We start from the raw sequence: 23,744 nt of genomic DNA, 5'->3' as shown, positions 1-23,744 counted from the left end.
TGCGCTGAGGTTCCGCTCGACCCGTCCTGACGGCCGACGCATGAAGCCCGGACAGCCGGGAACGGGCAGGGATGACCGATCTCGGATTCCTGCTGGCGCGCCATGGCTACGACGCCGTGGCCCGTGACCGCACCGCCCACGGCGGGGCGGACACCTACATCTCCCGGCTGCTCGGACGCCGCACCGTGGTCCTGGGCGACCCCGACGGCGCCCGCGCGTTCTACGACGAGTCCCTGGCGCGCCGCGCGGGAGCGGTCCCACCGCCCCTCGCGTGGCTGCTCTTCGGGCGCGGTGCCGTGCACGGGATGGACGGCACCGAGCACCGGGACCGCAAGCGGCTGCTCCTCGACGTGCTGGACCCCGACGGGCTGCACTCGCTCGTCGACGAGGTGCGCGGCGCGCTCATCACCCGCGCCGGCGGCTGGGTCGGGCGGGAGGTCGACCTGCACCGCGAGCTGGTGAGCGTCTACGGCGCGGCGACCCTGCACTGGGCCGGACTCGACGTCACCCGCCGCGAGGCCGAGCTCGTCGGTCGGCGGTTGGCCGAGATCGTCGACGGGTTCGGCTTCGCCGGGCGGGCGTACGTCCGCGGCTGGCGCGCCCGACGGTGGGCCGAACGTTGGGCCCGGACCGCGGTCCGCGACGCGCGCGACGGGCGGACGAGCCCCGTGGCCGGCAGCGCCCTGCAGATGATCGCCGCCACCGACCTCGACGAGCGCCAGGCAGCCGTCGAGCTGCTCAACGTGCTGCGCCCGACGGTCGCCGTCAGCTGGCTGGGTTGCTTCGCCGGGCTCGCACTGGCGTCGGTGCCCGCGGAGGAGCGGGCGCGCTTGGTGCCGCAGGAGGCGGTGCACGAGCGGTACGCCTTCGCGCAGGAGGTGAGACGTACCTCTCCCTTCGTGCCCGCACTCACCGCGCTGGCCGTCCGCGGGGCGGAGGTCTCGGGAGTTCGGGTGCGCGCGGGCGACCGGCTCCTGCTCGACGTCATCGGGATCGACCACCTCGAGAGCCGCTGGCCGGCACCGCGCCTGTTCGACGCCGACCGCTTCCTCGACCACGACGAGGTCGCGGCGGAGTCCGCCTTCGACCTCGTGCCGCAAGGAGGCGGGCACCCGTCCGGCCACCGCTGCCCGGGTGAGTCCCTGACCCTGCGCCTGCTGTCCGAGACGATCCGGGTCCTGGCAGGCCTGGACCTCGAGGTCACCCCGGGTGCGGCCGACCCGACGCGCATGCCGACCCTGCCGGTGGGGATCGACCGCGTCCGGGTCGAGCGCCCCACGCGGGAGTGGCCCGACCCCGCATGGGTCGCCCCCGCTCGGGCACTGGGGTGACATGACGAACCGATCCACCACCGACGGAGAGTCCACGAGCGAGGAGCGGGAGCGGACAGCGCCCGCGCCCGACGCCCCGGGCAAGCCCGACTCGCCCGGTGACATCGCCAAGCCGACGTGGGGCTACTCCCTGCGCAAGACCGTGCGCGAGTTCATGGACGACGAGTGCACCGACCTCGCGGCCGCGCTGACCTACTACTCGGTGCTGGCGATGTTCCCCGGCGCGATCGCGATGCTCTCGCTGGTGGGCCTCGTGAGCCAGCCGCAGCAGACCGTCGACACGCTCCTGCAGATCCTGCGTGACATCGGTGCCTCGTCGGCGGCCGACACCCTCGAGCCGACGCTCACCGACCTCGCGGGGAGCCAGGGTGCCGGGTTCGCCCTCGTCATCGGCCTCGCGACCGCCTTGTGGTCGGCCTCGGGCTACGTCGGCGCCTTCGGCCGCGGGATGAACCGCATCTACGAGATCGACGAGGGACGGCCGATCTGGAAGCTCCGCCCGACGATGCTCCTCGTCACCCTTATCACCGTCGTGCTCGCCGCCCTCGTCGCCGTCGGCCTCGTGCTGACCGGCCCCGCCGCGGAGGCCGTGGGCAGCGCGATCGGGCTGGAGTCCGCGGCCGTGACGGCCTGGAGCATCGCCAAGTGGCCGGTGCTGCTGCTCGTCGTGGTGCTCATCGTCGCCCTGCTCTACTACGCCACCCCCAACGTGGAGCAACCCAAGTTCCGCTGGATCAGCGTCGGCGCGATCGTCGCCATCGTGGTGTGGGTGATCGCGTCGGCCGCGTTCGGCTTCTACGTGGCGAACTTCTCCAGCTACGACAAGACGTACGGCTCGCTCGCCGGCGTCATCGCGTTCCTGCTGTGGCTGTGGATCACCAACCTGGCCCTGCTCTTCGGTGCCGAGCTCGACGCCGAGCTCGAGCGGGGCCGTCAGCTCCAGGCAGGCATCGCGGCCGAGGAGGAGCTCCAGCTGCCTCCCCGCGACACCCGCAAGTCCGACAAGGCTGCGGCGAAGGAGCAGGAGGACATTGAGCGGGGGCGCAAGCTGCGCGAGTCGCAGGGACGACGCTCCTAGCTCACCGCTCCTAGCTCACCGCTCCGGGCTCACCGCTCCTGACTCATCAGGGGCGGTCGCGAGGAACGTGTCCACCTCGGCAGCCGTCGGCGCCGACTGCGGCCCACGCCGGGTGACCTTGATGGCGGCGGCCGCGTTCGCGCGACGGCAGCCCTCCACCCAGGGCGTACCGGCGGCCACCTCGGCCAGCAACGCACCGGTGTGGGTGTCGCCGGCGCCGTTGGTGTCGACCGGCGTCTGCGGGAACCCGGGGACGTACGTCGTCATGTCGGCGACGTGGACGGCGCAGCCCTCCGGCCCGTCGCGGACGATCGCGACCGCGTCGCCGCGCAGCAGGGGTGCGATCGCGGTGGTGAGCGCCGCGAGGTCGTCGGGCGCGTCCTGGTCGACGGCACGCAGGAGGTCCTCGGCCTCCTCGGCGTTGCTCGACCAGACGTCGGTCACCTCGAGCATCGCCGCGCGGACGTCGGCGTCGAGGCCCGCGAAGGCGGCCCCGGGGTCGAGCACCACGACCACGTCGGGGTGAAGGCTCGGCAGCCACGCGAGCAGCGGGTCGCGGGTGCTGTCGAGAGCGAGCGAGAAGCCGGTGACGCAGACCAGGTCGCCCGGGCCGGGCTGGGAGGTGTCGAGCGACGCGACGCTGATCCGGCGCTCGGCCCCGAGCGTGGTCACGAAGGTGCGCTCGGCGCTCGGCTCGACCATGACCACGCAGATCCCGGTGTCGAGGCCCTCGACCGGCTGCGCGGACGCGGCGATCCCCTCCCGGGCGAGCGCGTCACGGATGAGGTCGCCGTGCGGACCGGTGCCGTGCGCGCCGGCGTGCACGCAGTCGGCCCCGAAGCGCGCGGCCGCGACGAGCACGGTCACCGCCCCACCGGCGTAGTCGGTCGCGGAGGCGGCCATCACGTTCTGCCCGCGGTCCGGGAGGTCCGGGACCTCGACGACCACGTCCACGAGGGCCTGGCCGGTGTGGATCACCCGGCTCACGGGGCTCCTCGCAGCACCTCGTCGGTCGTGGCCAACGTGATCTGCGGCGGGTAGAGCGCCATCACGTCCATCGCGGCCCGGTGGTTGTCCGGCGTCGAGCCGGCGCACGCGTCGGTCACGACGGTGATGGTCGCCCCGGCGTCGGCGGCCGCGAGCGCCGTCGACACGACGCAGCAGTCGGTGCTCACCCCGGCCAGCACCAGGTGGGGGAGCGGCCCGGTGACGGCCGCGAGCTCGGGCCCCCACTTGCCGAAGGTCGGCAGCGAGACCACCGTGTCCGTCAGCCCCTGTGCCTCGGGCACGAGGTCGAGCAGCGGGTCGTCGTGGGGCACGTCGGCGAACGGCCACGCGTCGAGGTAGGCCCGCCAGCTGCCCTGCGCCTCACGGGCGGGCACCCAGCGCGTGACCACGGTGCGCCCGCCCGCGGCGGAGGCGAGTCGTCGTACGGGCTCCACGATGTCGGGGAACATCGGCGACCCCCACTCGCTGTCCGGGGAGGCGAAGATCCGCTGCGGGTCGATGACGACCAGCCAGGCGTCGGCGTGCATGTGGCCAGCCTGTCAGAGCCGGGGGCGGGGTCGCTCAGCGGCGCGGGCACCGGACTGTGCACCCGAGATTCGGACTTCGCGGTCGAGATCTCGGCCGACAAGTGGGGCGGTCACCGGATATCCGGTGACCGCCGGTTCGACGCGCCCCCCAGACAGACATCAGCGGCCGCCGGTCCCCCGACCGGCAGCCGCTGATGGGCACGAGGGAAGCAGAGGGGATCTACTTCACCTCGGCACGCAGGACCGCGCGCAGGCCGATGGCCAGCGGGATCCAGAGCCACACGATCGTCGTGACGGCCAGCTGCTGCCAGTACTCCGTCGTCATCGAGCTGTCGAAGAGCCGGGTCGTGGCGTAGTTGACGTCGACCCACGGCTGCAGGTCGCGGAACCACTCCTGGAAGGCGGCGAGCGCTCCAAGGGCTGCGGGCAGCACCAGGGAGTAGACGAAGTAGCCGACGATCGCGGCGGCCGAGCTGCGGAGCAGGACTCCGAGCGTGAAGCCGATGAGCATGCCCAGGACGTTGGCGAGCACGATCTGTCCGAACTCCGTGACCGAGACGTTCCAGACCGGGTCCAGGCCGGTGATCGCCGAGCCGACCAGGTTGCCGACCGCGCCGACCGCCAGGGCGAGGAACATCGAGGCGACACCGATGGCGAGGGTGACGATCATCTTGGCCGTGATCACCCGGCCTCGCCAGGGCACCAGCGTGTACGTCGTCAGGCCGGTCCGCTGGCTGTACTCGCTGGTCACCGACAGCAGGCCGATGATCGGCAGGATCACCGACAGGGGGAAGCCGATCGCGCTGGAGAACGTCTCCTGGTCGATGGCGGAGTCGGGAGCCCACAGGATGACCGCTGCGGTGGCGAGGACGGCCACGATGCCGACGCTCGCCATGAGCCAGAAGCCCGCGCGGGTGTCGAACATCTTGCGCAGCTCCACGCCGGCCAGGCGGGTCATCGGGATCGGCTTGACCGTCCGTGGCGCGGCGGCCGCGTCCGGCGTACGAGCCGGGGGCCGCGAGGCGTGGGCCGGGCTGGGGGTCTGGGTCGCGGTGGTCATGCTGCTGCTCCTTCACGAGCGGTCTCGGCGGTGAGCTCGAGGAACATCTCCTCCAGGCCGGCGCCGTCGGCGGCGCGCAGCTCGCGCAGGACGACTCCGGCACGGTGTGCCGTCTCGCCCACGAGCTCGGGGTCGGCGTCGGCGCGCAGGCCGCCGTCGATGGGGGTGGTGACGACCGACGCCTCGTGCAGGGCACGGGCGAGGCGGTCGACGTCGGCGGTGCGGACGAGGGTGCCGGCGGCGGCGAGGAGCTCGGCCTTGCTGCCCTGGGCCACGATGCGGCCCTGGCCGATGACCACGAGGTCGTCGGCGATCACCTCGATCTCGTGGAGCAGGTGCGACGAGAGCAGCACGGTGCCACCCTGGTCGGCGAAGCCGCGGAGCAGGTCGCGCATCCAGCGGATGCCGGCCGGGTCGAGGCCGTTGGCGGGCTCGTCGAGGATCAGCACCTGCGGGTCGCCGATGAGGGCGGTCGCGATGCCGAGGCGCTGACGCATGCCGAGGGAGTAGTTGCGGACCCGGCGCTCGGACTCGTCGGCGGTGAGCCCGACGCGGGCGAGGGTCTCGCCGACCCGGGACTTCGGCAGGCCCATCGTCTGCGCGGCGATCGCCAGGATCTCGCGGCCGGTGCGCCCGGCGTGCTGCGCGGAGGCGTCCAGCAGGACGCCGACCTCGAGGCCGGGGTTGACGAGGTCGCGGTAGTCGCGGCCGGTGATGGTGACGTGACCGGTGCTGGGCCGGGTGAGTCCCACCATGATGCGCATGGTGGTGGACTTGCCGGCGCCGTTGGGGCCGAGGAAGCCGGTCACCCGACCGGTCGCGGCCGTGAAGGAGACGTTGTCGACGGCTGTGAAGTGGCCGTACTGCTTGGTGAGGTGCTCGACGCTGATCATGGGTCCAACCCTCGTGGCGCAGGGGCACCCGGCACATCGGGGACGGCACCCCGCCGGCCCCTGAGGACGACCCTGAGAAACCCCGCACCGGGACCCCGGGGTGCGGATGGGCGGAGTTGGGCCCGAGCGGGGACAATGGACGGGTGAGTCAGCCCACCACGCAGCGTCCGCCCCAGGTCAGCCTGGCCTCGGGCATCGTCATGTTCTCCTCGGTGGTGGTCCTCCTGACCGCGTGGGAGCGGGTCACCTCGCTCGGCTCGCTCGAGACGCAGGACGCGATCCGCGGCGTCCTCGCCGACGCGCCCTTCTCGTCGCTCGGGCTCACCGTGTCGAGCACGACCGAGCTGCTGCGGGTCTCGTGCATGGTCGCTGCGGCGTGCGCGTGCGCGACCGCGATCCTCGGCTGGTACGTCCGCACGCCCGACCGGCCCGCGCGCCTGGGCCTGACCTTGTTCGCGGTCGTCGTCTTCGTCACCGGCATCCCCGCGGGCGGCCTGGCCGGCTCGTTCGTCGCCGCCGGTGCGGCGATGCTCTGGATGCAGCCCGCCCGCGAGTGGTTCGCCACCGGCCGCTGGACGCCGCCCGCCCCGGCGCCGTCCAAGGACGCCGGGCGCGCCGACCGGGATGCCTCCGGACAGGCCGACCCCTGGGGCCGGCCGCCCGCCGGCAGCGATGCGCCGTCCGCGCCGCCGTCCGAGCCGCCGTCCACTCCGTCCGACACGTCACCGACCGTCCCGCCGCCTGCCAGCCGGCCCTTCGGCGAGCCCGGGCCGCCCGCCCAGCAGCACCCCGTCGGTCGGCCCGCCGAGTCGCCGTACGGGCAGGCCTATCCGCCCCGACCCGACCAGCGCCAGCCCGCGCCGGCGCCGTACGCCGCCCACCCCGCGCGAGACTGGCAGCGCCGCCAGCTGCTCCAGGCCCGACCGGGCGCGATGGTCGCGGCGTTCGTGATCACGGTCGTCACGGCCGGCGGGCTGCTCGGGCTCTCGCTCCTGTGGCTGGCGATCGCGGGCTTCTCGCCGGACTTCCTGCGCAGCGTCATGGAGCAGCAGCAGCCCGAGATGCTCGACGACGGCCTCAGCCTCGAGCAGGTGCGCACGACCGTGCTCGCGCTGGCGGGCGTGTTCGTCGTGTGGTGCGTCCTGGCGCTGGTGCTGGCCGGCTTCGCGATGGCCCGCCGCGAGTGGGCGCGCCGCGGCCTGATGGTCAGCGCCGCCTTCAGCGCCGGTGCCTGCCTCGCCCTCGTGCTCAACACCCCGCTCGTCCTGCTGCCGGCCGCGGCCGCCGTGGCGACCGTCGTGTGCCTGCGCCGGGTGGAGGTGCGGCGCTGGTTCCAGCTCGACCCGCGCTGAGCCTCGTCCTCCTCCCGCTCGTCGACGGCGGTGCCGACGGCAGACGTGGTGAGATGGGCGCATGAGCGACCCGACGCACCAGCCCTACGGCCAGGACCCCTACGGCCAGCAGCCGGGTGGACAGCCCTACCCCTACGGACAGCAGTCGCCCTACGGCCAGCAGCCCTATGGCCAGCAGCCGGGTGGCGACCGGCGCCCCGGCACCGTGACCGCCGCTGCCTGGATCACCATCGTCCTCTCGGCCATCACCGCGGCGCTGTTCGGGTTCACCGGCCTCGGCCTGTTCATCGCCCGCGACCAGGTGATCACCGAGATGGAGCGCGTCCCCGAGTTCCAGGACGCCAACATCGACGCCGACGCCGCCGTGGGCGTGCTGGTCGCCGTCATCCTGGGCCTGGTCGTCTGGGCGGTCATCGCCATCGTGCTGGCGGTCCTCGTCATGCGGCGGTCCAACGTCGCGCGGATCCTGCTCGTCATCTCCAGCGCCGTCGTGGCGCTGTTCTCGTTGCTCGGCGTGACCAGTGGTGTCTCCGCTGTCACGCTGGTCGCTGCCATCGCCGTGATCGTGCTGCTCTTCGTCGGCGGCGCGAGCGCCTGGTTCAAGGGCGTCCCGTCCGGTGCCGGCGCCTACCCGGCCTACCCGGGCCAGTCGGGTGACCCCTACGGCAACTCGTACGGCTCGCAGCCCGGCCAGCCGACGTCGCCGCAGTACCCGCCGCCGCCGAGCAGCACGCCCTACGGCCAGGACGACCCCTACGGCCAGGCGGGCCAGGACGACCCGTACGGCCAGGCCGGTCAGGGTGGCCAGGACAACCCGTACGGTCAGCCGCGGCCGAGCGACGAGGGCGGTTCCGAGCACCCGCCGCGGGACTACCCCGGGCGCTGACCTCCCCGATCACGAGGGGCCCGTCCCGAAGTGAATTGAGGTCAGTTCAGCCCGCGGGGCACCGGCGTCAGCGCGACAGGTCCGCGGCGGCGAGCCGTCGTACGCCCTCGCCGATCACGTCGCGCTCCTTGCAGAACGCCCACCGCACGAGCTGGCGACCGGCCTCCCGGTCGTCGTAGAACCCCTGCGTGGGGATCGCGACGACGCCGGCGACCTCGGGCAGCGCGAGGCAGAACGCGCGTCCGTCGGGCCAGCCGAGGTGGCTGACGTCGGTCGTCGCGAAGTAGGTGCCCTCCGGCACGCGCGGCACCAGCCCGGCGGCGGTGAGCCCGTCGCAGAGCAGGTCGCGGCGGGCCTGCAGGTCGCGGGCGAGCTCGCGGGGCCAGTCGGGCTCGTGGTCGAGCGCGTGGGCGACGGCGGGCTGGAGAGGGGAGCCCGAGGTGAAGGTGAGCCACTGCTTGGCCGCGAGGACGGCCTGGACGAGCGGCTCCGGACCGGTCGCCCAGCCGACCTTCCAGCCGGTGAAGCTGTAGGACTTGCCGGCGCTCGAGAGCGTCAGGGTGCGCTCCCACATCCCCGGGAGGGTGGCGACCGGGACGTGGCCCTCGGTCGAGCGGGCGTCGTCGAAGACCAGGTGCTCGTAGACCTCGTCGGTCACCACGATGACGTCGTGCTGGATCGCGAGGTCGGCGACGACCTGGAGCTCGTCGCGGGTCAGGACGGTGCCGGTGGGGTTGTGGGGCGTGTTGAGCAGGATCAGCCGGGTGTCGTCGGTGACCGCGGCCCGCAGCTCGTCGAGGTCCGGGCGGAAGTCGGGCGCCCGGAGCGTCACGGGTCGCCGCCGGGCACCGCACATGTCGAGCATCGCGACGTAGGAGTCGTAGTAGGGCTCGAGCACCACGACCTCGTCGCCCGGGTCGACCAGCGCGAGGAGCGCGGCCGCGACCGCCTCGGTGCATCCGGTCGTGACGACGACCTCGCGGTCGGGGTCGGGCTCGAGCCCGTAGTGTCGCTGCTGGTGTCGCGAGATGGCGGCGCGGAGAGCAGGTACGCCGATGCCGGGGGCGTACTGGTTGGCTCCCGCCTCCAGCGCGGCCTCGGCCGCCGCCACCACGGACGCCGGCCCGTCCACGTCGGGGAAGCCCTGGCCGAGGTTGATCGCGCCGGTCCGGACCGCGAGCGCCGACATCTCGCTGAAGACGGTCGGCGGGATGTGGGCCAGGCGGGCGGCGAGGGGCTTCGCGGTGGGCACGGGCCCACGCTACCCAGCGCGAGCGGGCGGCCGGGCGCCACTAGGGTCGGTGCCGTGACCACCGACGCGACCCTCGCTGCCGACATCGACGCTGCCTGCCGCCTCACGGGGGAGTTCACGCTCCGCTCGGGGCAGGTGGCTGACACCTACTTCGACAAGTACCTCTTCGAGGCGCAGCCGGCCCTGCTCGACCGCGTGGCCGCCCGGATGGTCGAGCTGCTCCCGGAGGGGACGGAGCTGCTCGGCGGCCTCGAGCTCGGTGGCATCCCGATCGCGACCATGGTGTCGGCGAAGACCGGGCTGCCGGCACTGTTCGTGCGCAAGAAGGCCAAGGAGTACGGCACCGCCAAGCTGGCCGAGGGGCCGGACGTCGCCGGCCGGAGGGTCACGATCATCGAGGACGTGATCACCACGGGCGGAGCGGTCCGCGACGCCACGCGTGCGCTGCGGGAGCTCGGCGCGACCGTCGAGGTCGTCGTCTGCGCCATCGACCGTTCGCCGGAGGGCGAGGACCCGCTGGCCGACGTCGGTCTCGAGGTGCGGTCGGTGCTGACCCGGGCCGACCTCGACGCCGCGCGCGGCTGAGGCCGACGCCGCTCGCGGTCGGGGGCTGACGCCGGGCGGGGAGGGTCAGTCGACGTCGCGGCCCATGATGTCGCGGTCGGGGCCACCGTCCTGCGGACCGATCTCGGCACCGGCGGCGTGGGTGCGCTTGTGGCGCCACCACTCGATGACGACCGGGACCACCGAGAAGGCCAGGATCACGATGATCAGCTTGTCGATGCTCTCGCCGAGCGTCGGGAACGCGTCACCCAGGAAGAAGCCGAGCAGGCAGATCGACACCACCCACATGACCGCGCCGATCAGGCTCCACAGGAAGAACCGGTGCCGCTCCATCCGGGTCACCCCGGCCACCACGGTGATGTAGGTCCGCACGAACGGGACGAAGCGGCCGATGACCAGTGCCTTGTTGCCGTGGCGGTCGAAGAACGCGGTCGTCTGGTCGAAGTACTTGCGCTTGATGATCCGGCCGTCGCGCTCGTAGAGCGGCTGCCCGATCTTGCGCCCGATCTCGTAGCCGACCACGTTGCCGAGGAACGCGGCGACGGTCAGCGCTGACATCGCGATGAGCAGCTCGACGATGGGAGGACCCGGGAACAGGTCGAGCTGGCCGGTGGCGATGAAGAGGCCGATCGCGAACAGGAGCGTGTCGCCGGGCAGGATCGGGAAGAACAGCCCGCACTCGACGAAGACGATCAGCAGGCTGATCCAGAACAGCGCCGTGCCGAAGCGGTCGAGCAGCCAGTTGGGGTCCATCCAGTCGATGCCGAGGAGCATCGGCTGGATGCCCGAGGTCAGGATGGACTGCAGGTCCCACAGCGTGCTCACGCGTGCCACCCTAACGGCGGACTCCCCGCCTCCACGCTTCGTCGCTGCTGCCTAGGGTGCTGCCATGCAGGACGAGGAGCGGGCGCCGTACGACCCGATGCCGCACGGTCCGCCCGAGGTGGGAGTGGGTCCGTGGGACGGACCGTGGCCCGAGGGCGAGCACTGGGACCCCGAGCTGCTGCGGGACGGTGATCGCCGCAACGTGGTGGACCGCTACCGCTACTGGACGATGGCGGCGATCGTCGCCGACCTCGACACCCGCCGGCACGGCTTCCACGTCGCGATCGAGAACTGGCAGCACGACTTCAACATCGGCACGATCGTGCGGACCGCCAACGCCTTCCTCGCCGCGGAGGTGCACATCGTCGGCAACCGCCGCTGGAACCGCCGCGGCGCGATGGTGACCGACCGCTACCAGCACGTACGGCACCACCCGGACGCCGCCAGCCTGGCGTCGTACCTCCATGCCGTCCCGGCCGACGAGGGCGGACCGGTACGGCTGCTCGGCATCGACAACCTGCCCGGGTCGCTCCACCTCGAGACGATGGAGCTGCCGCGACGCGTGTGCTTCCTCTTCGGCCAGGAGGGCCCCGGGCTGTCGGAGTCGGCGCGCGAGATCTGCGACGGCACCTTCTCGATCGCCCAGTTCGGCTCGACCCGGTCGATCAACGCCAGCTCGGCGGCGGCGATCGCGATGCACAGCTGGGTGCGCGAGCACGCCGACCTGAGCGGCGACGACGCCTGGCGCGGCTGACGCCCGCCCATCCGGACGCCCGACCGGGCCCGGGATGTCCCCACGGCACCCCGGACCCGGCTCCTCCCAAGGTCGAGCGGCGGTCGCCCGCCTGTACGTCAACCTAGGCCTGACGAGGGGGGAACGCCAGCCCCGGGAGGGTGCAGCCACCCTCCCCCTGCCACCGGCTGCCACCCGCTTGTCACGTGGTGAGACGACCGGTCACGCCGGGGCGGACCCGCGGGTAGCCACTAGGGTTGTGAGCGCCTGCCTGACCGCTTCAGAGGAGATCTCCAGATGCCCATCGCCACTCCCGAGGTGTACGCACAGATGCTGGACGCCGCGAAGGAGAAGTCCTTCGCCTACCCGGCCATCAACGTGTCGTCCTCCCAGACCCTCAACGCCGCGCTCAAGGGCTTCGCCGACGCCGGCTCCGACGGCATCATCCAGGTCTCGACCGGCGGCGCGGAGTACCTGTCCGGCCCGTCGGTGAAGGACATGGTCACCGGCTCCGTCGCCTTCGCGGCCTACGCCGCCGAGGTCGCGAAGAACTACCCGGTCAACATCGCGCTCCACACCGACCACTGCCCCCAGGACAAGCTCGACGGCTTCGTCCGCCCGCTGCTCGACATCTCGGCCGAGCGCGTGGCCCGCGGCGAGGCGCCGCTCTTCCAGTCGCACATGTGGGACGGCTCGGCCGTGCCCCTCGACGAGAACCTCCAGATCGCCGAGGACCTGCTGGCCCGCTGCGCCGCGGCCCACGTGATCCTCGAGATCGAGGTCGGTGTCGTCGGCGGCGAGGAGGACGGCGTCGCCAACGAGATCAACGACCAGCTCTACACCACCCCCGAGGACGCCATCGCCACCATCAAGGCGCTCGGTGCCGGCGACCGCGGTCGCTACATGACCGCCCTGACCTTCGGCAACGTGCACGGCGTCTACAAGCCCGGCAACGTCAAGCTCCGCCCGGAGATCCTCAAGTCCGCGCAGGAGGCCGCCGCCTCGGAGCTCGGCCTCGGCTCCGACGCGCGTCCGTTCGACCTCGTCTTCCACGGCGGGTCGGGCTCGACCGCGCAGGAGATCAGCGACGCCGTCGACTTCGGCGTGGTGAAGATGAACGTCGACACCGACACCCAGTACGCCTTCACCCGCCCGGTCGCGGCGCACATGTTCGCCAACTACGACGGCGTGCTGAAGGTCGACGGCGAGGTCGGCAACAAGAAGCAGTACGACCCGCGCGCCTGGGGCAAGGCCGGCGAGGCCGGCATGGCCGCGCGCATCGTCGAGGCCTGCGAGAACCTCCGCTCCGCCGGGACGTCGCTCGCCGGCTGACCCAGCCATGGGCGGTGCGTGAGGGGGATTCCGGTCGGCTGGGATCCCCCTCTGCCACCGCCGGCCCGGGAGTCGTGCCCCCGACACACCGCGAGCGGTGCGAGAGGAGGACTCCCGTGGTCGGAAGTCCCCCTGACGCACCGCTCGTGGTGACGGCGGTGGTGCCGTACGCCGCTAGCGCGCCGCCGCGTTGCCCCGGATGTCGTCCGGGTCGCCGTAGGGGTCCTCGTGCGTGTCGTGCTCGGCGAGGTCCTTCTGCACGCGCGGGTCGTCGGCGTCGGCGAAGTAGTCGAACGCGATGGTCTCGTCGCGCCCGTTGGACACCTTCGTCGCGTTGAGCACCGCGCTGAGCACGACCGTGAGCACGACGTTGATGGTGAACGCCGTCATCGCGATGTAGCCCATCTCGCCGATGCCCGGGATCATCCCGAGCGAGCCGCCGAAGTGCTTGCCGGTCAGCGGGTTGATCACCTGGTAGGCCTCGATCGTGCCGTAGACCATGCCGGCCGCCCAGCCCACGAGGAGGGCGTAGCGGTGGAACCAGCGGGTGAAGAGGCTGAACACCACGGCCGGGAACGTCTGCAGGATCCAGATGCCGCCGAGGAGCTGGAAGTTGATCGCGTTCTGCTTGTCGAGCGTGAGCACGAAGATCAGGGCGAACGCCTTCACGAGCAGCGACATCAGCTTGGAGACCTTGGCCTCCTGCGCCGGGGTCGCGTCCTTGTTCAACCACTCCTTGTAGATGTTGCGGCTGAACGTGTTGGCCGCGGCGATCGACATGATCGCGGCCGGCACGAGGGCACCGATGGCGATGGCGGCGAAGGCCACGCCGGCGAACCACGCCGGGAACATGTCCTCGAACAGCTGCGGGATCACCAGCTGTGCGTTGGGCTCGCCGTCCAGCCCGATGGGCTGCGTGCCCGCCGCGATCGCCACCCAGCCGAGCAGCGCCAGCAGGCCCAGCACGAAAGAGTACGCCGGCAGGATGGCGGCGTTGCGGCGGATCGTGTTGCGCGAGTTGGACGACAGCGAGGCCGTCACGGAGTGCGGGTACATGAACAGCGCCATCGCCGACCCGAGGGCGAGGGTGGCGTACGCCCAGTACTGGCCGACACCCGGGATGAAGGCCCCGGTGGGCTTGCCGGTGACCTCGTTGGTGGTCTCCATCTTGTCCTGCGCGGCGCCGAAGATGGCGTCCCAGCCGCCCACCTGGCCGGGCAGGTAGACGATCGCCACGATGATGACGAGGTAGATGAGGATGTCCTTGACGAACGCGATGACCGCCGGCGCCCGGAGTCCGCTCGAGTAGGTGTAGGCCGCGAGCAGGGCGAAGGCGATGAAGAGCGGTGCGTCCTTGGCGATGATGCTGTCGCCGCCGCCGAGGCCGGCCACCTCGAGCACCGCCTGGATGCCGACGAGCTGCAGCGCGATGTAGGGCATCGTCGCCACGAAGCCGGTCACCGCGACGGCGAGCGACAGCCCGCGGTCGTCGTACCTGCCCCGGACGAAGTCGGCGGTCGTGACGTAGCCGTGCCGGTGGCTCACCGACCACAGCCGAGCCATGAAGATGAAGATGATCGGGTAGAGCACGATCGTGTAGGGCACCGCGAAGAAGCCCGCCACCGCGCCGGTGGCGAACATCGCCGCAGGGACCGCGACGAACGTGTACGCCGTGTAGAGGTCGCCGCCGAGCAGGAACCACGTGATCCAGGTGCCGAACTTGCGTCCGCCCAGGCCCCACTCGTCGAGGGACTCCATGGAGTCGGCGCGCATGAAGCGGCTGGCCATGAAGCCGGCCACCGTCACGATCAGGAACAGGACGATCAGCACCGCAAGGGCGACGCCGTTGACGCCGCCGGTGTCGGCGGCCAGGAGGGTGACCTCGGGTGTCATCGGTCCTCACCGACCTTGTGGGAGGTCAGGCCGCGGGCCGAGAGCGTGAGCCGATAGGCCGCGAAGGTCAGGGCGGAGCAGATGAAGACCCAGAGGAACTGGTACCAGAAGAAGAAGGGGAAGCCCCACAGCTCGGGCGCGTCCTTGCTGTAGGACGGCACCCACAGGAGGGCGATGATGGGGATCGCGAGCAGGACGGCAGCGAGCGCCATCTTGCCCTTGTCGGTCGGGGGGACGCCCGCTTCGGGGCGCGACTGAGGTGGTGTGTTCCCGGAATTCACCCGCGCGACCCTACTCGCGCGGTGACGACCGTCACCCCTCCCCCGGGGTGTCGCGACCAGCGGTCGGTCTGACGCGCCGAGCGGTCAGGCGTCGGCCAGCAGCTCGTCGGCCGCGGCCGGGCTCGAGTCGCGGAGGAAGGTCGAGCACCGCTCCCACTCGTCGGTCTCGCCGATCGCCCGGGCAGCGAGGGCGAGGAGCGCGAGCGAGCGCAGGAAGCCGCGGTTGGGGTCGTGCTCCCACGGCACCGGTCCGTGGCCCTTCCAGCCGTTGCGGCGCAGCCGGTCGAGGGAGCGGTGGTAGCCGACGCGGGCGTAGGCGTAGACCGTCACGTCGTCGGCGCCCGCGTCCTGCGCCTGCTGCGCCAGGGCCGCCCAGGCGGCCGGGGAGTCCGGGTGACGGCGTACGACGGCCGCGGGGGAGTCGCCCCCGGCGAGCTCGGCGTCGGCGGGGTCGACGGGCAGGTGGGTGGGCGGGGGACCGGCGATCAGGTCGCCGCCGAAGGAACCGGAGGTCATGGGGCAACCCTAGGACCACCCCGGATGGGCGTCGGACAGACTTCCCCCATGGGCCAGACCTTCACGACCGAGATCCAGGCGCGCTACCGCGACATCAACCTCGCCGGTCACGTGGACAACGTCGAGGCGGTCCGGGTGCTCGACGAGGCGCGCTACGAGTTCCTCCGGTTCGCCCGCCTGCCGGGCCTGCCCGCCGAGGCGACCGGGCTGCTGCACGGCACCGACGCCGGCGTGTCCGAGCTGGTCGCCTCGCAGACGATCGAGTACCACGCCGAGATGCGGTTCGTGCCCTACCAGCCGTTCCTCGCCTCGCTGTGGGTCTCGCGGCTCGGCCGCTCGTCCTTCACCGTCGCCGCCGAGCTCCGGGTCGAGGCGGGCGGTCGCCCGGCCGCGGTCTGGGAGTGCGTCAACGTGCTGTGGGACCACCGTGCGCAGACGGCGTGGACGATCAGCGACGCCGTGCGCGCCGACCTGGAGCGCTACCTCGGCGACCCTGTCGGCTTCCGCCGCTGATGCTCGTCCGGACGACGTACGCCGGCAGGCGCGGCGGTTGCTGACGGGACCAACGTAGGCAGTTCGCGACCCCTGCGAGGTGCGTACGCCTGACGGCCGCGGCCGTGCGCTCGAGCTGCCTACGTTGCGTCAGGCGCCGAGGAGCTGCCGCACCTTCGCGGGGCCCAGCGCCAGCACCAGCGTGGGCAGGCGCGGACCGCGGTCGGCGTCCACCAGCAGGTTGTAGAGCAGCCGGAAGAAGTCCTTCTGGTCCGCCTTCACCTGGTCGGTGGGGGCGTCGTCGAGACCGAGGCCGCGCGCGACCTTGGGCACCCCGTAGACGACCGACGTGACGGCGTCGAGGTCGCCGTCGTCAGGGAGCCGGTCGAGGAAGATCCGCAGCCACAGCTCCTCGTCCTCGCTGAGCGAGGCGAGCCGCTCGGTGTCGGGCGTCTCACGCACCGTCGTGCGCTCGTCGGCGGGCACGTGCTCGGCCGTCCACTGCATCGCCTTGGACAGCCGGGGTTCCAGGTCGCCGACCGAGTCGTGCGGGAAGCCCGACGACTCGATGATCCGCGAGATGAGGTCGGCCGATCCCGCTGTCACGTCGGCGACCGAGGACAGCGTCCGGAACGGGACCGGCACGGCGGGGGAGGGGAGCCGGCCGGTGGACGCCGTCTCGGAGGCGCGGTGCCAGGCCAGCGTCGCGACGTCGGCCTTGGCCGGGTCGGCGGCCTTGCGGCCCAGCGCGTCCCACTCGTCGTACAGCCGCACGACGGAGGCGCCGAAGTCGATGTCGAAGGCCTGCGTGGGAGCGCGGCGGACGTAGAGCCAGCGCAGCATCGGCGCCTCGAGGATGCGCAGCGCGTCGGCGGCGGTGGGCACGCCGCCCGCCGACGACGACATCTTCTGCACGCCGGCGAAGCCGACGAAGGCGTAGATGACCCGGGCCGGGGCGCGCCAGTCGAAGATCGACGACACGATCTCCGTGCCGACGGTGTAGGACGAGCCGGGGGTCATGTGGTCGCGACCGGCGGGCTCGAAGTTCACCTTCTCGTAGGCCCACCGCATCGGCCAGTCGACCTTCCAGACCAGCTTGCCGTCGTTGTCGGTGGAGAGGTCCGTGGTGCCCTCGAAGCCGCACGAGGAGCACGTGTAGGACAGCGTCGTGGTGGCGTCGTCGTACGCCGTCGTGGTGACGGTGTCGCGACCGCACTGGCGGCAGTAGGGGCGGTAGGGGAAGCGGGCGATCGCGTCGGCGGAGGAGGCCGCGGACGGGTCGCCCTCCTCGTCGTCCTCGTTGGCCACCGAGTCCGCCAGGTCGGCGGCCTCCTGCTCCGACGCGTCCTCGGCGGGGGCGAGCTTCCGGGTGCGGTGCTTGGCGAGCACCGCCTCGATCTCGTCGCGGCGCGAGACGGCCTCGAGGACCTGCTCGCGGTACGCGCCGGAGGTGTACATCTGCGTCTGCGAGATCTCCTCCATCTCGACCCCGAGCTCGCGCAGCGCGTCCTGCAGCGGTGCCCTGAAGTGGTCGGCCCAGCTGGCGTGGCACTCCCACGGGTCGGGCACCGCGGTCAGCGGCCGCCCGATGTGGTCGGCCCACTCCGCGGGCACGCCGGCCGGCACCTTGCGGAACCGGTCGAAGTCGTCCCAGGAGTGCAGGTGGCGCACCGGCACGCCGCGTCGCCGCAGCTCCTCGGCCACGAAGTGCGGGGTGATGAACTCGCGCAGGTTGCCCAGGTGGATGGGCCCGCTCGGGGAGGCACCGGACGCGACGGTCACCAGGTTCCCCTCGCCAGCGTGGCGTACGGCGTCGTCCGCCGCCCGCGTCACCCAGTCGACCGGATCGCCCTGCGCCTGCCGTCCTCGTGCCATGCGCGCAAGGCTAAGGGACGCCGTATGGCGCCGGAGCCGACCCCCGTGGCGGCTCCGACGCCGTGCTCCGAGGAGCGGGCCAGCCGCACACCCCCGCGGCGACCGGCGCAGACAGTATCGACTGGCCGTTCGTTGCCACGCGGATCCTGAGTGCCGGTGGCACTAAACTGCCACCATGCCCGGCGACCCGTCCTCCGTCCTCGCGGCCCTCGGGCTCGACCGGCGGACCGAGCAGCTCTACTTCCGCCTGGCCCCGGTGTCCGGTCACACGGTCACCGGCGTCGCGCAGCTGGTGCAGCAGCGCCCCGACCAGCTGGTGCGCAGCCTCGCCCCGCTGCTGGAGCGCGGACTCGTCGTGGTGTCCGACGAGCGGATCGTGGTCCCCGCGCTCGCCGACGCGGTGTCCGAGCTCGTGCTGCGCCAGGCGCGGTCGGCGGCGTCGTCGGCGGCCATGCTGGCCGAGCTCTCGAGCGCCGTCCCGCACCTCGTGGCCTCGACGACGCGCCCCGACCCGCGCCACGTCACCGACGTCCGCCCCCTCGACGGCGAGCTGAGCTCGGGCGGCAACCCCTTGGAGCTCCTCACGCTGATGCTGCGCACCAGCCGCGGCGACATGCTGTGGCTGCGTCCCGACGCGTGGGCCATGCCGCGCGAGTCGCAGGTCAGCGAGCTGGTCGGCGAGGCGATGGCGACGGGTCGACGCTCCCGGGCGATCTACCCGGCCCGGGCGCTGACCGAGGCGCCCGACGCCCTCCGCGTGCGGGCCGGGATGGGGGAGCAGGTGCGGATCATCTCCGAGGTGCGCACCCGCATGTTCATCTTCGGCGACACCCACGCGGTCATCCCCGAGCCCATCGGCTTCACCGACGAGCCGCGGGTGCACGTGCGCCAGCGCTCGATCGTCGCGGCGCTGACGATGTGGTTCGAGTCGCTGTGGGACCGGGCCGCGCCCATGCCCGAGCTCGAGGCCGGGAGGGTCGGGCCGGGCGGACGGCAGTTCCTGCTCGAGCAGCTGATGGACGGAGCCACCGACGAGGTCATCGCCCGCAACCTGGGCATCGGCCTGCGCACGGTACGGCGACGCATCGCGGGCCTCATGACCGAGCTCGGCGTGGACACCCGCTTCCAGGCGGGGGTCGAGGCGGTCCGGCGCGGCTGGCTGTGACCGCCGCACGGTCCTCGGGACGGGTCCCGTGTCAGCGCGGCAGGATCATCTCGTACGCCGCCCGCTCGAGGCGCCAGCTGCGGCTGCGTTCGGGCCCGGAGATCTCGCCGTCGGCCGACAGCCAGAACTCGTCGCCGCTCACCTTCACCGACGTGCCGCGCAGGGTGGTGACGTCGTCGCGCTCGTCGTGCTCGCCCTTGCGGAGCCGCAGGACGTAGCCGAGCTTGGCGGCCGGCTTCACGGCGCGGCTGATCATCACGTCGAGCAGCCCGTCCTCGGTGTCGGCGTCGGGGTTGAGCTCGGTGCCGCCGCCGACGTTGCTGCCGTTGCCGATGGCCACCATCAGCACCGGGCGGTCGACGTCGTTGACGACCTCGCCGTCGAGCTCCACGCGCAGGCGCCAGCTGGGCGGGTGGAAGGCGGACAGGACGGTGCCGATGGGATAGCCGAGCTTGCCGAGGTTGACCTTGCCGACGCCGACGGCGCCGAGCCGGGTCTTCCACTTCGCCCCCTTGCGGCTGGCCTGCGCGCCGACACCGACGTGCACGTTGTTGACCACGACGTTGCCCGTCTCGTCGACGATCAGGTCGACCTTGCGGGGCTGGCCCGACAGCACGAGCCGGGCCGCGTCCTCGACCTCGAGCGGGATGTCGTTGCCGCGGGCGAAGTCGTTGCCGGTGCCCATCGGCAGGAGGGCGAGGGTCGTCTGGTCGAGCTCGCGCCGCTTGTGCAGCGCCGTCACGACCGCGTGCAGGCTGCCGTCACCGCCGGCCACCACGACCGTACGACCGCCGGCGCGGTGGAGCACGCCGTCGAGCTCGCCGGGGTTGGAGGTCTTGGCGACCTCGACGGAGGCCTTCTCGCGGAGGACGGCGAGGGCCTCGGCGAGCCGCTCCTCGTCGGAGGTGCCGGCGTCGGCGTTGGTGATGACCAGCAGGGAGCGCACGTGCGGACCCTAGCCGACCCCTGTGCGATAGCGTGGCGTCGCAAGAGCCCCGGTGCCTTGTGCCGGGGCTCCTGCATTTTCCCGCACCGACCGTTTCTGCCGAATGACAGAGGGAGGGCTGAGATGCCCGCGATCGTCGTGCTCGGCGCCCAGTGGGGCGACGAGGGCAAGGGCAAGGCCACCGACCTGCTGGCCACCACGGACCCGATCGACTTCGTGGTCCGCACCAGTGGCGGCCACAACGCCGGCCACACCATCGTGATCGACGGTGAGAAGTACGCCACCCACCTGCTGCCGAGCGGCATCCTCACGCCGGGGGCCACCTCGGTGATCGCCAACGGCGTGGTGGTCTCCCCGGAGGCGCTGTTCCGCGAGCTCGACGGGCTCCTCGCCCGCGGGGTGGAGGTGGCCGACCTGAAGGTGAGCGCCAACGCCCACGTCATCGCGAGCTACCACGCCACCATCGACAAGGTCACCGAGCGCTTCCTCGGCAAGAACCAGATCGGCACCACCGGCCGGGGCATCGGTCCTGCCTACGCCGACAAGATCAGCCGCGTCGGCGTGCGGGTCGCCGACCTCTTCGACGAGAAGATCCTGCGCGAGAAGATCGACGCCGCGCTCGACGTGCGCAACCACCTGCTGACCAAGGTCTACAACCGGCGCGCCATCGAGGTCGACGCGGTCGTCGAGGAGCTCCTGTCGTACGCCGACCGGCTCCGGCCGATGGTGTGCGACACCTCGCTGCTGCTCAACCAGGCGCTCGACGCCGGCCAGACGGTGCTGTTCGAGGGCGCCCAGGCCACGATGCTCGACGTCGACCACGGCACGTACCCGTTCGTCACGTCCTCCAACCCGGTCGCCGGCGGTGTCTGCGTCGGCGCCGGCATCGGCCCCACCCGCATCGACCGGGTGGTCGGCGTGATCAAGGCCTACACGACCCGCGTCGGCTCCGGCCCGTTCCCGACCGAGCTCTTCGACGAGGACGGGATCCAGCTCCAGACGCTCGGCGGCGAGATCGGCGTCTCCACCGGGCGCACCCGCCGCTGCGGCTGGTACGACGCCGTCGTCGCGCGCTACGCCAGCCGGGTCAACGGCCTCACCGAGCTGTTCCTCACCAAGCTCGACATCCTCGGCTCCTGGGACCGGATCCCGGTCTGCGTGGCCTACGAGGTCGACGGGCAGCGGGTCGAGGAGATGCCGATGACGCAGACCGAGTTCCACCACGCCACGCCGGTCTACGAGTACTTCGACGGCTGGAACAGCGACATCTCGGGCTGCCGCTCCTTCGACGAGCTCCCCAAGAACGCGCAGGTCTACGTCCAGGCGCTCGAGGAGATGTCGGGCGCCAAGATCTGGGGCGTCGGGGTCGGACCGGGTCGCGAGCAGACCCTGGTGGTGCACGGGTGAGGACCCTCGTCGTCGGGACCGGCGGCCGCGAGCACGCCCTCGTCCTCGCCCTCTCCGCCGACCCGGCGGTCACCGAGGTGCACGCCGCGCCCGGCAACCCCGGCATCGGCGAGGCCGCCACCCTGCACGACGTCGACCCGATGGACGGCCCGGCCGTCGCCGCGCTCGCCACCTCGGTCGGCGCGGACCTGGTGGTCATCGGGCCAGAGGCCCCGCTGGTCGCGGGTGTCGCCGACGCGGTGCGCGCGGCCGGGGTCGCGGTGTTCGGACCCTCCCGTGACGCGGCCCGGCTCGAGGGGTCCAAGGCCTTCTCCAAGGAGGTCATGGCCGCCGCCGGCGTGCCGACCGCCGGCTCCCACACCTGCACGACGCCCGACGAGGTCGCCGCGGCGCTCGATGCGTTCGGGCCCCCCTACGTCGTCAAGGACGACGCGCTCGCGGCGGGGAAGGGCGTCGTCGTCACCACCGACCGCGACGAGGCGTTGGCCCACGCGGCCGGGTGCGGCCGGGTCGTGGTCGAGGAGTTCCTCGACGGACCCGAGTTCTCCCTCTTCGTCGTCTGCGACGGCACCGTGGGGCGACCGCTGCTGCCGGCGCAGGACTTCAAGCGCATCTTCGACGGCGGCCGCGGGCCCAACACGGGCGGCATGGGCTCGTACGCCCCGCTGACCTGGCTGCCCGACGGCATCGTCGACGCCGTGATGGCCGACGTCGTCGCGCCGACCCTGGCCGAGATGCAGCAGCGCGGTGCGCCGTTCGTCGGATGCCTCTACGTCGGGCTCGCGCTCACCGCGGCCGGCCCGAAGGTCATCGAGTTCAACTGCCGCTTCGGTGACCCCGACGTGCAGCCCGTGCTCGCCCTGCTGACCTCCCCCCTCGGCACCCTGCTGCGCGCGGCCGCCGACGGCGACCTGGCGGCCGTCCCGGCGCCGACCTTCGCCGACGGGGCGTCGGTCTCGGTGGTGATGGCCAGCGCGGGCTACCCCGAGGGCTCCAGCACGGGCGACGTCATCGTCGGCACCGAGACGTTGGCCGTCGAGGACGACGTCGACGTGATCCACGCCGGCACCGCGCGGACCGGCGCCGGGCTGGTGACCGCCGGCGGTCGGGTGCTCGCCGTCCGGGCGACCGGGTCGGACGTCGCGGACGCCCGCGCCAAGGCGTACGAGGGCATCGCGAGCATCGGCTTCCCGGGTGCCCAGTGGCGACGTGACATCGCCGCCGAGCCGCTCGGCGTGGTCGAGGGCGCCGCGTCCCGTGGCTGAGCCCTTCGCGGGCGGGGCCGACGTGCGCGTCCGTGAGGTGCTGCACGGCGCCGAGTGGGCGTCGTGGGACGAGCGCGTCGTCGCGGACGACGGGACGGTGCTCGTCACGGTCAAGGCCGACGGCACCCCGATGGTCTTCCCGCCGCACCCGGTGCCGCACCCGTGGGGGCACCTCGAGGCCTGGACGGGCACGACGGTGCTCAAGCTGCGCCGCGACGGCGACTGGTACTCGCTGTGGAGGTTCTTCGACGCTTCCCGCCCGCTCTCCTGGTACGTCAACTTCGAGACGCCGGTCGTGCGCACCGCCGACGGCGTCGACGTCAACGACCTCCAGCTCGACATCGTGATCGCGCCCGACGGCGCGTGGCGGTGGAAGGACGTGCAGGACCTGGCCCCCAGCCTGGCGTCCGGGCGCATCACCCACGAGGAGCTGCTGGCGACGCTCGCTGCCGCCGCCGAGGTCGCGGACCTGCTCGATAACGGCGAGCGCTGGTGGTCCGCGTGGGACGACTGGGTGCCGCAGGCGTGAGCCGGGTCAGGCGTCCGGCACGCGCTGGCGCTCGTCGGTCCCCAGTCCGGGGTTGAGCCACAGCTCGACGGGGCGCGCGACGAACAGCTCGAGCGGCGTCGAGGAGATGCGTGCCCGGTCCCACGCGCCGCCGCCGTGGGCGAGGCTGCGCGCCGAGACGACGGCCAGTGCGTCGTCGAGGTCGCCGTCCGGCACGACGGCCGCGTCTGCCGAGGCGTACACCGCCAGGCCGACGCCCGTCGGTTGCCGGGAGTCGAAGGCGACCATGCCCACCCGCGGCTGGTGTGCCACGTTGACCGAGTGCGTGCGTCCGGGTCGCGAGAGCCAGTAGAAGGCGTCGAGGTCGTCGTGGGCGAACCAGACCGGGCACGACCACGGGACGCCCTCCGGCGACACCGTCGCGAGGACGACGTACCTCTCCGCCGCCACGACCTCCCGCGCCCGTGCGCGGAGGTCGATCGCCGGGTCCGGAGCCATCCCGGCACGATAGGTGCGGCCCACGGCGGTGTCGACCGTCTCGCCGTCGGCGCCGTG

General features: G+C 72.4%; 24 protein-coding genes. 12 read left to right on the top strand and 12 right to left on the bottom strand.

Annotated elements, in window-relative coordinates; translation table 11 throughout:
- The first annotated feature begins 71 nt into the window (after window positions 1-71).
- Both ACFQW6_RS11480 and ACFQW6_RS11475 read left to right on the top strand, forming a co-directional pair.
- Entirely contained in the window at window positions 72-1,331 is a 1,260-nt protein-coding gene (locus tag ACFQW6_RS11480; protein WP_378544796.1) for a cytochrome P450, read from the top strand.
- 1 nt (window position 1,332) lies between these two features.
- Window positions 1,333-2,409 carry a YihY/virulence factor BrkB family protein gene (locus ACFQW6_RS11475; protein ID WP_378544793.1) on the top strand — a complete coding sequence of 359 codons (1,077 nt, stop codon included), beginning with the start codon at window positions 1,333-1,335 and terminating at the stop codon, window positions 2,407-2,409.
- A 15-nt stretch (window positions 2,410-2,424) separates the two neighbouring features.
- Here the strand turns inward: ACFQW6_RS11475 and ACFQW6_RS11470 are convergent, their stop codons facing one another.
- From ACFQW6_RS11470 to ACFQW6_RS11455, 4 genes are all read right to left on the bottom strand, one after another.
- Complete coding sequence (locus ACFQW6_RS11470) at window positions 2,425-3,396, bottom strand: PfkB family carbohydrate kinase (RefSeq protein WP_378544790.1); 972 nt, start codon at window positions 3,394-3,396, stop codon at window positions 2,425-2,427.
- The gene (locus tag ACFQW6_RS11465; protein ID WP_378544787.1) at window positions 3,393-3,944 is read right to left on the bottom strand and encodes a cysteine hydrolase family protein; all 552 of its coding nucleotides are present in this window, start codon (window positions 3,942-3,944) and stop codon (window positions 3,393-3,395) included. Before ACFQW6_RS11465 ends, ACFQW6_RS11470 begins: the two co-directional genes overlap by 4 nt.
- 220 nt (window positions 3,945-4,164) lie before the next feature.
- Window positions 4,165-5,004, bottom strand: a complete 840-nt coding sequence (locus ACFQW6_RS11460; protein ID WP_378544784.1) for an ABC transporter permease — start codon at window positions 5,002-5,004, stop codon at window positions 4,165-4,167.
- Window positions 5,001-5,897, bottom strand: coding sequence for an ABC transporter ATP-binding protein (locus ACFQW6_RS11455; RefSeq protein ID WP_378544781.1), 897 nt, complete (start codon window positions 5,895-5,897; stop codon window positions 5,001-5,003). The genes ACFQW6_RS11460 and ACFQW6_RS11455 overlap by 4 nt, the downstream gene beginning before the upstream one ends.
- A gap of 143 nt (window positions 5,898-6,040) precedes the next feature.
- Here ACFQW6_RS11455 and ACFQW6_RS11450 point away from each other — a divergent pair, with 143 nt between their 5' ends.
- Both ACFQW6_RS11450 and ACFQW6_RS11445 read left to right on the top strand, forming a co-directional pair.
- Window positions 6,041-7,249 (top strand): hypothetical protein, encoded by a 1,209-nt coding sequence (locus ACFQW6_RS11450; RefSeq protein WP_378544778.1) that lies wholly within the window; start codon window positions 6,041-6,043, stop codon window positions 7,247-7,249.
- 61 nt (window positions 7,250-7,310) lie between these two features.
- Entirely contained in the window at window positions 7,311-8,135 is an 825-nt protein-coding gene (locus ACFQW6_RS11445; RefSeq protein ID WP_378544775.1) for a hypothetical protein, read from the top strand.
- Window positions 8,136-8,202: 67 nt separating this feature from the next.
- Here the strand turns inward: ACFQW6_RS11445 and ACFQW6_RS11440 are convergent, their stop codons facing one another.
- A complete protein-coding gene (locus tag ACFQW6_RS11440; protein WP_378544772.1) occupies window positions 8,203-9,387 on the bottom strand; it encodes a pyridoxal phosphate-dependent aminotransferase in 1,185 nt (394 codons plus the stop codon).
- 54 nt (window positions 9,388-9,441) lie between these two features.
- Between ACFQW6_RS11440 and pyrE the strand changes: the two genes are divergently transcribed.
- A complete protein-coding gene (gene pyrE, locus ACFQW6_RS11435; RefSeq protein WP_378544769.1) occupies window positions 9,442-9,972 on the top strand; it encodes an orotate phosphoribosyltransferase in 531 nt (176 codons plus the stop codon).
- Window positions 9,973-10,017: 45 nt separating this feature from the next.
- On the opposite strand, the gene ACFQW6_RS11430 is transcribed toward pyrE, so the two are convergent.
- Window positions 10,018-10,776: a DedA family protein gene (locus ACFQW6_RS11430; RefSeq protein WP_378544766.1), complete on the bottom strand. Its 759-nt coding sequence runs from the start codon at window positions 10,774-10,776 to the stop codon at window positions 10,018-10,020.
- A 64-nt stretch (window positions 10,777-10,840) separates the two neighbouring features.
- On the opposite strand from ACFQW6_RS11430, the gene ACFQW6_RS11425 reads away from it, so the two are divergent.
- On the top strand, window positions 10,841-11,530 hold the full coding sequence (locus ACFQW6_RS11425; RefSeq protein ID WP_378544763.1) for a TrmH family RNA methyltransferase: 690 nt from the start codon (window positions 10,841-10,843) through the stop codon (window positions 11,528-11,530).
- Window positions 11,531-11,806: 276 nt separating this feature from the next.
- On the top strand, window positions 11,807-12,841 hold the full coding sequence (gene fbaA, locus ACFQW6_RS11420; RefSeq protein WP_378544760.1) for a class II fructose-bisphosphate aldolase: 1,035 nt from the start codon (window positions 11,807-11,809) through the stop codon (window positions 12,839-12,841).
- A 174-nt stretch (window positions 12,842-13,015) separates the two neighbouring features.
- Here the strand turns inward: fbaA and mctP are convergent, their stop codons facing one another.
- The 3 genes from mctP to ACFQW6_RS11405 all read right to left on the bottom strand — a co-directional run bounded on the left by mctP (window position 13,016) and on the right by ACFQW6_RS11405 (window position 15,531).
- On the bottom strand, window positions 13,016-14,734 hold the full coding sequence (gene mctP, locus ACFQW6_RS11415; RefSeq protein WP_378544757.1) for a monocarboxylate uptake permease MctP: 1,719 nt from the start codon (window positions 14,732-14,734) through the stop codon (window positions 13,016-13,018).
- Window positions 14,731-15,015 (bottom strand): DUF3311 domain-containing protein, encoded by a 285-nt coding sequence (locus ACFQW6_RS11410; protein ID WP_378544755.1) that lies wholly within the window; start codon window positions 15,013-15,015, stop codon window positions 14,731-14,733. Before ACFQW6_RS11410 ends, mctP begins: the two co-directional genes overlap by 4 nt.
- An 84-nt stretch (window positions 15,016-15,099) precedes the next feature.
- Window positions 15,100-15,531: a DUF3151 domain-containing protein gene (locus tag ACFQW6_RS11405; RefSeq protein ID WP_378544752.1), complete on the bottom strand. Its 432-nt coding sequence runs from the start codon at window positions 15,529-15,531 to the stop codon at window positions 15,100-15,102.
- Window positions 15,532-15,579: 48 nt separating this feature from the next.
- On the opposite strand from ACFQW6_RS11405, the gene ACFQW6_RS11400 reads away from it, so the two are divergent.
- Entirely contained in the window at window positions 15,580-16,044 is a 465-nt protein-coding gene (locus ACFQW6_RS11400; RefSeq protein WP_378544749.1) for an acyl-CoA thioesterase, read from the top strand.
- A 129-nt stretch (window positions 16,045-16,173) separates the two neighbouring features.
- Here the strand turns inward: ACFQW6_RS11400 and lysS are convergent, their stop codons facing one another.
- Window positions 16,174-17,898 (bottom strand): lysine--tRNA ligase, encoded by a 1,725-nt coding sequence (lysS, locus tag ACFQW6_RS11395; RefSeq protein ID WP_378544746.1) that lies wholly within the window; start codon window positions 17,896-17,898, stop codon window positions 16,174-16,176.
- Window positions 17,899-18,073: 175 nt separating this feature from the next.
- Here lysS and ACFQW6_RS11390 point away from each other — a divergent pair, with 175 nt between their 5' ends.
- A complete protein-coding gene (locus ACFQW6_RS11390; RefSeq protein ID WP_378544743.1) occupies window positions 18,074-19,063 on the top strand; it encodes a DNA-binding response regulator in 990 nt (329 codons plus the stop codon).
- A gap of 31 nt (window positions 19,064-19,094) precedes the next feature.
- Here ACFQW6_RS11390 and ACFQW6_RS11385 read toward each other — a convergent pair whose 3' ends face one another.
- Window positions 19,095-20,009 (bottom strand): diacylglycerol/lipid kinase family protein, encoded by a 915-nt coding sequence (locus tag ACFQW6_RS11385; RefSeq protein ID WP_378544740.1) that lies wholly within the window; start codon window positions 20,007-20,009, stop codon window positions 19,095-19,097.
- 123 nt (window positions 20,010-20,132) lie between these two features.
- On the opposite strand from ACFQW6_RS11385, the gene ACFQW6_RS11380 reads away from it, so the two are divergent.
- The 3 genes from ACFQW6_RS11380 to ACFQW6_RS11370 are packed head-to-tail and all read left to right on the top strand — an operon-like array spanning window position 20,133 to window position 23,210.
- A complete protein-coding gene (locus tag ACFQW6_RS11380) occupies window positions 20,133-21,416 on the top strand; it encodes an adenylosuccinate synthase (protein ID WP_378544737.1) in 1,284 nt (427 codons plus the stop codon).
- A complete protein-coding gene (gene purD / locus ACFQW6_RS11375; RefSeq protein ID WP_378544735.1) occupies window positions 21,413-22,681 on the top strand; it encodes a phosphoribosylamine--glycine ligase in 1,269 nt (422 codons plus the stop codon). The genes ACFQW6_RS11380 and purD overlap by 4 nt, the downstream gene beginning before the upstream one ends.
- On the top strand, window positions 22,674-23,210 hold the full coding sequence (locus ACFQW6_RS11370; RefSeq protein WP_378544732.1) for a DUF402 domain-containing protein: 537 nt from the start codon (window positions 22,674-22,676) through the stop codon (window positions 23,208-23,210). Before purD ends, ACFQW6_RS11370 begins: the two co-directional genes overlap by 8 nt.
- Window positions 23,211-23,216: 6 nt before the next feature.
- Here the strand turns inward: ACFQW6_RS11370 and ACFQW6_RS11365 are convergent, their stop codons facing one another.
- Complete coding sequence (locus ACFQW6_RS11365; protein WP_378544730.1) at window positions 23,217-23,687, bottom strand: pyridoxamine 5'-phosphate oxidase family protein; 471 nt, start codon at window positions 23,685-23,687, stop codon at window positions 23,217-23,219.
- Window positions 23,688-23,744: the final 57 nt, after the last annotated feature.

Source organism: Nocardioides sp. GCM10028917 (genome assembly GCF_042666175.1).
Taxonomy (GTDB): Bacteria; Actinomycetota; Actinomycetes; order Propionibacteriales; family Nocardioidaceae; genus Nocardioides.
This window is presented reverse-complemented; position numbering and strand designations above follow the sequence as displayed.